The following is a 2,014-nucleotide window of genomic DNA, read 5'->3' as shown; positions in this document are numbered from 1 at the left end:
CCCCTTGTTATCATTTGCGGGCTCGTCCGGCTACATCACGGAACGGGAAATTGCAAAGGCATTTCTGATTGAAAAAGGTGCAGATCCTCAAAAATGCAATCTGAAAGCAAAGTGTTCCACTTCGTATGCGGTTCTATTCGGTGACCAGATGAACGGTCTGTTGGTCATTGTTGCAAAGAGCGATTACATAAAATACCTCGACAGTCCTGTCCTTGCATATAGTTTGGAATCATCGTACTTTGAGAATGGTGCGGATTACCGTGAAGATACCATAAATCACATAATGAAAAAATATAGCAGGCAAATCCGGTATCTGTTTCAAAACAAAAAAAAATATCATCCGTCAGGTTTGCTTGAACACCATCGCCAGGTTGGGCCTCTGCTTGGAGAGATTGCTTTCAGCCAATCATACCCTTACAATCTCCGTCATCCCAAAGTTACGATTGGGGGCAAGGACACTGCGTGTATCGTAGGTTGCGGGCCTGTAGCTCTTTCTCAAATACTCCAGTACTATCACTGGCCTTCGGCTGCGGTAGGCGAATATTGTTACAGCGTTGAAGATAAGTATTACAGAATGGCCTTCAGTGACTACCCTTATGATTGGAACAGCATAAGGCCAAAATATGCAAGAAACGAACATGACTCTCACTCAGTGTTTGAGATGAACAAGCTTCTGTTGTGCTGCGGGGCGTCGCTGGGGGCTCAAATGAGCCCTAATGGCACATCATCCTCCATTTCCAATTTCAAGGGAGCTTTATTGTGCAACTGGGGATACAGTCCGTTGGCCAAGCTATATGAAAAGATTTCTGACCAGAAGGCCATACCTCTGATTTATCAGGAACTTGATAAATCAAGACCTATCATTGTTTCAGATGACACTCATTTATTTGTTTGCGATGGGTACAATGGTGATTTTCTGCATTATAACCTTGGATGGAACAGTTATGGCAACGGATATTACAGAGTACTTTGCATTCCGCAAGCCAATGAACCGGGATTGCATTTTGAAAATATGCTCACAGGTATCAGGCCTTTGCTTGACAAAGACAATTGTAGCAGGTCCATCAAATTGTCCGGTGCCGGCCAGCTTTCCAAATGTCTTTCGGCAGCAGACAAGCTGTTGCTTACTGAATTGAGCATTTCCGGGCCTCTGAATTCAGATGACGTGACTCTTCTCCGCCATATGGCAGGAGCGGAAGGTGAAGGCTGGAATGGGTCTCTTATGAAATTGGACCTTGGCAATGCCAATATAGTTCAAGATGAAGCAGCATCACACTACTATGCGAACAGCGCTTCCGGTTTCAAATTGTTTTACACTGCCTATGAAACGGTAAACGGCATAACTACAGAAAGAAGATTGCTGTTTGATATGGACAATATGTCTCCGCAACAATGGCAGCAGATGCAGGAACTTGGTCTTGACAGAGCAGATGATGGCTCGTACAGAATTGTCTTTGACGGCAATGAGTTCCATTTACAATATTACTTGAAAGATGATGAAATAGGAGATTATATGTTCTGCAGATGCAGCAATCTGCGGGAAATACGCCTTCCGCAATCGGCCTTGTCAATTGGAGATTATGCCTTTTTTAACTGTTGCTCCCTGCAAAAGGTTACTCTGTTCGGCAATATGGATACAATTGGGGATGGAGCGTTTTCGTGGACCCCTAGGCTTGAATATGTCAGTGTTCCCGAATCATTGAGAGTCCAGAAATTGGGTAAAAATCTTTTCGACCACACATCAAGGCTTTCCAAGCAGTTTGTACACAGGTAAGACAATGCAAGGAGATTCTTGAAATAAATCCGTATTGTGCAGGAACCATTCATTTGCTATTCAAAACGCTTTTGTTTATATTCGCAAAATTGGAAACAAGAGAACAGTTATGGAAGAAGCCAAGAGATACAGGGAACCCTGGGAGTTCCCTAAGGATCTGGACAGTTTTGAGACCATTGTCCAGACAGGAAGGGTGTATGTAGATAAGACGGACCTGATTTACAAGCTCTCCCGCGAGAG

The 2,014-nt window shown here is 43.8% G+C and carries 1 protein-coding gene; it reads left to right on the top strand.

The genetic code is table 11. The features are described 5' to 3' along the window. Nucleotides 1-1,774 (top strand): C10 family peptidase (locus tag AC06L3_RS04655; RefSeq protein WP_475669457.1); only part of this gene is annotated, 1,774 nt, incomplete at its 5' end. Nucleotides 1,775-2,014: the final 240 nt, after the last annotated feature.

The organism is Candidatus Egerieousia sp. (genome assembly GCF_056211015.1).
Note: the sequence above shows the minus strand (reverse complement) of the source record. Positions and strands in the feature narration are given on the sequence as shown.